4 protein-coding genes and 1 pseudogene are annotated in these 6,049 nt (G+C 72.6%); 4 read left to right on the forward strand and 1 reads right to left on the reverse strand.

Going from position 1 to position 6,049, the window contains the following annotated elements:
* Both ACWCO3_RS29915 and ACWCO3_RS29920 read left to right on the forward strand, forming a co-directional pair.
* Window positions 1-232, forward strand: a pseudogene (locus ACWCO3_RS29915) (hypothetical protein); the annotation flags it as partial.
* Window positions 233-301: 69 nt separating this feature from the next.
* On the forward strand, window positions 302-817 hold the full coding sequence (locus ACWCO3_RS29920; protein WP_357831632.1) for a hypothetical protein: 516 nt from the start codon (window positions 302-304) through the stop codon (window positions 815-817).
* 231 nt (window positions 818-1,048) lie between these two features.
* Here the strand turns inward: ACWCO3_RS29920 and ACWCO3_RS29925 are convergent, their stop codons facing one another.
* Window positions 1,049-2,599, reverse strand: coding sequence for a M1 family aminopeptidase (locus ACWCO3_RS29925; protein WP_435821843.1), 1,551 nt, complete (start codon window positions 2,597-2,599; stop codon window positions 1,049-1,051).
* A 125-nt stretch (window positions 2,600-2,724) separates the two neighbouring features.
* On the opposite strand from ACWCO3_RS29925, the gene ACWCO3_RS29930 reads away from it, so the two are divergent.
* Together ACWCO3_RS29930 and ACWCO3_RS29935 are read left to right on the forward strand one after the other, a co-directional pair.
* Window positions 2,725-5,424, forward strand: a complete 2,700-nt coding sequence (locus ACWCO3_RS29930) for a type 1 periplasmic-binding domain-containing protein (protein ID WP_244311606.1) — start codon at window positions 2,725-2,727, stop codon at window positions 5,422-5,424.
* A gap of 98 nt (window positions 5,425-5,522) precedes the next feature.
* The gene (locus ACWCO3_RS29935; protein ID WP_450013222.1) at window positions 5,523-6,029 is read left to right on the forward strand and encodes a hypothetical protein; all 507 of its coding nucleotides are present in this window, start codon (window positions 5,523-5,525) and stop codon (window positions 6,027-6,029) included.
* The last annotated feature ends 20 nt before the right edge of the window (window positions 6,030-6,049 follow it).

The raw sequence follows: 6,049 nt of genomic DNA on the forward strand, positions 1-6,049 counted from the left end.
GGCGGCCAACGGCCCCCGGCTCCCGCCGTCGTGGCGCCGAGCACTGACGACGCGGTCTTCTGGAACGCCCCGGCCGCGCCATCCGGTACGACGGGTGGCGTTCCGGGCCGCCCGCATCGTCCGTCCCGCCGGGGCGGTGTGTGTGATAGCGCCGGCCGGTCCCGGCGAGATCCGGTTGGGCGCGGTCCGGCTCCCGGAGCTGGCCACCGCCGGGTCGGTGGCCCGCCGCTGAGACAGCGGTCACCCCCGGTGGAACGCGCACGGGACAGGGCGGCACGAAGATCGTCGTTACGCTCCGATCATGGACATCGAGGAGCGGCTACGACGGACCCGTCGGTGGCTGTGGATCGTGCTGATCGGGCTCTTCCTGAGCGGTGCCACCGCCTTTCCGCTGGAGATCGAGGTGCGCTGGTTGCTGCGCGCGCTGGACCCGCTCTCCGACCAACTGCCCGCCCTGGTCGCCTGGATCGAGCGGGTGCACACCGGGCTCGTGACAGCCGGCGACGACTACCCGTTCCTGCTGTACGGCACCGACTGGCTGGCCTTCGCCCACCTGGTGCTGGCGGTGGCGTTCTGGGGGCCACTGCGTGACCCGGTGCGCAACGTCTGGGTGGTGCAGGTCGGCATGATCGCCTGCGCGGGCATCGTCCCGCTGGCGCTGATCTGCGGGCCGATCCGGGACATCCCCTGGTTCTGGACGCTCGTCGACCTGTCCTTCGCGGTCGGGGCGTTCCCGCCCCTCTGGTTCGCCTACCGGCACATCCGCGCGGTCGAGGCGAGCACGGCTGCGGCGACGGGTGTGCCAGCGACTGCGTGATCAGGTCTCGCCAGGTCCTCGGCCGGGTGGATGACGACCTCGGCGGTCCCTGTAGAGCTGCCCCAGATGTGGGCCGCCGTCATCGCCCCATATCCGGGGCAGGTCTACAGGCAAGCACCGAAGTGGTCGGTCCTCGGTCCGGGTCGCGGGAGAGCAGCGGGATGCCGGGCAGTGGCGACCCGGAAGGGCCCGCCGCAGGGGCGACGGGCCCTTCCGGTCCACACCGGATCCTCAGTGCGACATCAGGTCATGCGCCTCGCGGATCTTGGCCCAGGACTTCGGCTCGGCCGGCGGGGCGGCCTTGCGGGCGGCGCTGGCCACGTCGGGGCGGCCGGCGGTGAAGAGCCAGGTGGTGAACAGGTCGTCCAGGTCCAGCCCGGAGATCCGCTCGGCCAGCGCCTGGAACTGCGCGATCGTGCCGTTGCCGTACCGGTGCTCGGTGGCCCAGGCCGGCAGGATCTCGAAGAACGCGTCGTCGCCGACGGCCAGCCGGAGCTGGTGCAACGTCATCGCGCCCCGGTCGTAGACCGCGTTGTCGAAGATCCGGCCGGCACCCGGGTCACCGGGCAGCACCTGCCAGAACTCGTCGTCGGCCGGGTAGCTGGCGTAGGTGAAGTCGAACACCTCCTGCGCGGTGCCCTCACCCTGCTCCTCCGACCACAGCCACTCGGCGTACGAGGCGAAACCCTCGTTGAGCCAGATGTGTCGCCACTCGGCCACCGAGACCGAGTCGCCGAACCACTGGTGGGCGTTCTCGTGCACCACCACGTACGTGTTGGCACCGCGCCGCCAGAAGCCCGGCCCGTACACCGGTCGGGTCTGCGTCTCCAGGGCGAAGCCGATGCCGTCGACCGGACCGGCCACGCCACCCTGCGCCTCGAACGGGTACGGCCCGAAGATCCCGCTGCCCCAGTCGACGATCTCGGCGGTCCGCTCGATGCTGGCACGCGCGGCCGGCCCGAGGGCGCCCAGTGAGGTGCTGTACGCGTTGACCACCGGCTGGCCGCCCGGGGTGGTGTCGGTGACGATGTCGTACTGGCCGATGGCCATGAAGGCCAGGTAGGTGGCCGTGGGGGAGGTGGTCCGCCAGATCCAGCGCGTGCGGTTGCCGGCCTCGGCCGCCGGGGGCCTCGGCTGCACACCGTTGCTGATCACCTCGACGCCGGTGGGCACCGACACCGAGATGTCGAACGTGGCCTTGTCCAGGGGGTGGTCGTTGCTGGGGAACCACCACCACGCCGACTCGGGCTCGTTGACGGCGAGTGCGCCGTCGTCGGTCCGCGTCCAGCCGGTGTAGCCGCCGACCAGGGTCTCCGACGGGATACCGGAGTAACGCACCACGATGGTGAGCTGCTGGCCCCGGGTCACCGTGCGGGCCGGGGTGACCACCAACTCGTGGACACCGGCGGTGCTGGTGGTCGCCGCCCAGCCGTTGACCCGGACCGACTCGACGTCGAGCAGGAAGTCCAGATTGAACGTCGAGAGGTCCTGAGTGGCGGTGGCGAGGATGGTGGTGGTGCCGGTGAGCAGGTCGGTGGCCGGGTCGTAGCGCAGCCGGACGTCGTAGTGCTCGACGTCGTAGCCGCCGTTGCCGTAGTCGGGGAAGTAGGTGTCGCCCAGGCCGGACGCGCCGGGTTGCGGCGCGGCCGTGACGATCGGCCGGCCCCAGCCCGCCGGGGCCGCCTGGCCGGGGGTGCCGGCGAGCATGGTGCCGGCGGTGGTGAGGGTCAGGGCGGCGGTGGCCGCCGTGAGTGCTCGTCGCACGAGGTGGACTCCCTCCATCGGGTGTTCGCCACGCCAACCTAATCGACAACTGTGAACGTCGCCGGCCCGCGACACCCCGGTCGGCATCGATCTCTGGTGCGTCTTGCTCCACAAGGTCACACTGTGTGGATCGGAGGTGACGCGTGCGGCGGTCCGAGGTGCCCAAGCGGGAGTTGATCGGCCAGCGGCAGGCCGCCGGCGGTCGGGACCGGCTGCCAGCCGGCGGGCTGGAGTTCTTCGCGCTGCTCGCCCGGCTGCTGCGGCGGCCCCGTCGCGGCGACCGCCGGCTGCCGCTGCTCTGGCTGGTCCGCTCGGACACGTCGGACCTGATGACGCCGCTGCGCCGATTCCTCGGACAGGGTCCCCGGCGGCGGGTGCCGCACGCCGTGCTGGACGCCGACGCGCCGCCGGGTGCCGGGGACGTGTCAGCGCTGCTGCGCGAGCTGCACCGGCAGCTCTCCCTGGAGGCGTTCGGCGCCGCCCGGCTGCGCTTTCGGCACTACCCGCTCGCCGACTGGCTGATGCACCAGAGCCTCACCTTCGGCGTCGACGGCGACGACAGCCGCGCGGCCCTGGTACGCCGGTTGCGCGACCGCCGGGGCCCGCGCGCTCCCGAAGCGCCGCCCAGCGGCGGTGACGCGGTCAGCATCGTCTCGCAGCTGCTGCTCTGGCTGGTCCGCCGCGCCGTGCCGGGGGTGGTCTTCCGGGCCGCCGTCTCCGGCCGGGTGCCGGTGCTCGGGCGGCACTACACCTGGTTCATGCGCCAGCAGTACCTCGCGCCTCGGCAGTCGGTCACGTTCCTCGGCTTCGCCGAGCGCCTCACCGCCGGGTGGCGTGACGGCGAGCAACCCGACCAGGTCAACAAGCTGCTGTTGCACGCGTTCCTGGAGGACCTGCGGCAGGCGTACCGGCGTCGGCCGTGGCGCCCGTCGGACTGGCGGCGCACCGCGTACCCGGTGCTGTTGATCGACCACGTCGCGCCCGGCAACGTCGGCGGGGAACTGGTGCGCCTGGTCGGCGACGTCCGCACTGAGACCGGCCGCAACGACCCGCTGCTCATCGTCGTGTCCGGCGGGCAACCACCGCCGGAGCTGCCCGAGCCGCACCCGCTGACCGAGGCCGACGAGGCGTACGACGAGTGGACCGAGGCGCTGCCGGAGATGCGGCGGCTGCGCCGCCCGGCCGCCTGGCTCGTGGCGTTGCGTCCCGACGACACCGACACCGGCCCGCCGTCGCGGGGCAGCGTCCGGCCGTTCTCCGCGCCCGATCCGCCCTGGTGGTCGAGGCGTTTCCTGCCGGCGGCGCTCTGCCTGGTGCTGGTCGCGGCGCTGGGTGTCTGGGCGGGCAGCCGGTGGGGGCCGGGCTGCCACCCGTCGTTGACCGGCGGCCGGGTGTCGGTCGAGGTGGTCGCCAGCGGCGAGTGCGTCGGCTACAGCGACAGTGCCGCGCAGGTGTTCAACAACGACCCCGGCCAGGACGGGCTGCGGACCATCCAGGAGCGGATCTTCGCGCAGAACCGCGCCGCCGAGGAGGTCTGGCAGCGCAGCGACCGACGCCGGCCCTTCCTGACCCTGGTCTACCTGGGCACCCTGACCGGCAACCGGACCCGCGCCGACGAGGAGTCCTACGTCTCCGAGCGCGAGGAGCTCGAAGGCATGGCCACCGCCCAGTACGCGTTGCTGAAGGAGTCGGCCGGCGCCGACGGCGCCGCGCTGCTGCGGATCGTGGTGGCCAACGGCGGCCGGCAGATGATCTACGCGGACCGGGCCGTGTCGATGCTGGCCGAGCTGGCCTCGGACGACCCCACTGTGGTCGGGGTGGTCGGTCTGGTGGAGAGCCGGACGAGCACCGCCCGAGCGCTGCGCGAGCTGAACAAGGTCGGGCTGCCGGTGCTGGCGCCCACGCTCTCCGCCGACCGGATGGACGCGAACTCCCGCCTCTACCTGCAGATCTCCGCGCCCAACACCGATCAGGTGGAGATGGTCGACGCGTACGCCCAACAGGTGCTGAAGGTCAACGAGGCGCACGTCTACTACACGACGCTGGAGGGCAGCACGCTCACCGAAGACCTGTACGTGGGCACGCTCGTCGACGGGCTCCGGCAACGGTTCGGTCCCCGGATGACGCGCCTCGAAGAGTGGCGCACCGGTGAGCGGCTGACCGACGAGTGCGGCTACCCCGGCCTGCTCTTCTACGCGGGCCGCTGGACGGAGTTCGACGGTTTCCTGCGGGCGTTGCGCGAGTGCGGCGGCAACCCGCCCCGGCATCTCGTCGCCGACGACTCGGTCAACCGCTACATGGCCAATCCCGGGCTGCGCGCCGCAGCCCCCGGCAATCTGCCCGTCACGTACGTCTCCAAGGCCTCCCTGGCCACCTGCGCCGCGCTGCGGGCCGCCCAGGAGCGACGTGACGACGACGCGCGGGCCAGCTTCCTGTCCTGGATCCAGGCCGACGACCTGCTCGACCCGCCGCGTTGCCGGCCGGAGACCGGGCACCAGGTCGGCGAGCGGGTCAGCCTCGCCTACGACGCGGCGATGATGATGATCCGAGCGGTGGAGAGCCTCGCCGCCCGCCTGCACCACGCCGACCCGCGCCAACGGTGGGAGCCGACGTCGGTCAACCCGGTCGCCGTGCACGCGGAGGTGCTCCGGCAGAACGCCGGCCAGGGGTACCGGGGGGTGGCCGGGCTGATCCGGTTCACGCCCGAGTCAGGGGAGCCGGTCGACAAACGGCTGGCCCTGCTGCGGGTGGAGCAGGTGCCCGACGTGGCCACGGCGCCGGTGGAGGTGTTCCGCTGCGGGCTTGCCGACACCGCCGACCCGGTGCCGTGCGGGCCCACGTGACAGACCCGGCGTGACACGTCCTGGCAGGACTGTCCGGGTGCCACCGGCGTCCGTTAGGGTTCCTGGGACCAGGCAGCCGTCGGCGTTGGGGGCAGAGGGTGGGCAGGCTCGCGTCGGCGTACGGGCAGGCGGTCAACTCCCACCGGGCGGCCCGAGCGCATCTGGACAACGCCCGCAACGCGCTCGGCACGGCGTCCGCCGCCGTCGGCTCGACCGGCGTCGGTGACCTGGTGACCCGACTCGCCCGTCTCGGCGGCACCCTTGCCACTCCCGCTCCGGGTGTCACGCCGCTGACCGACGCGCCGGCCGCGGTGCGGATCGGCGCGGCGTCCACCCCGGACGGTGACTTCCCGGTGCTAATCCCACTCGGCGGCGGTCACCACCTGGCCATCGACACCGACGCCCGGTCCCCGCTGGTCGCCGGGTTGCTGCGGGCGTTGGTGCTGCGACTGGTCGCCACCGCACCGCCCGGTCAGGTCCGGGTCGTCGGCATCGACACGGCCGCGCTGGGCGCCACCTTCGGCCCGTTGCTGCCCGCCCACCCCTGGGCACCGGGTCCGCAACCCGCCGGACACAACATTGACATACTTCACTGCGTGATCTAGCGTCGGGTCGAATCGATTCG

The sequence above is a fragment of the Micromonospora sp. NPDC002411 genome (genome assembly GCF_053592955.1).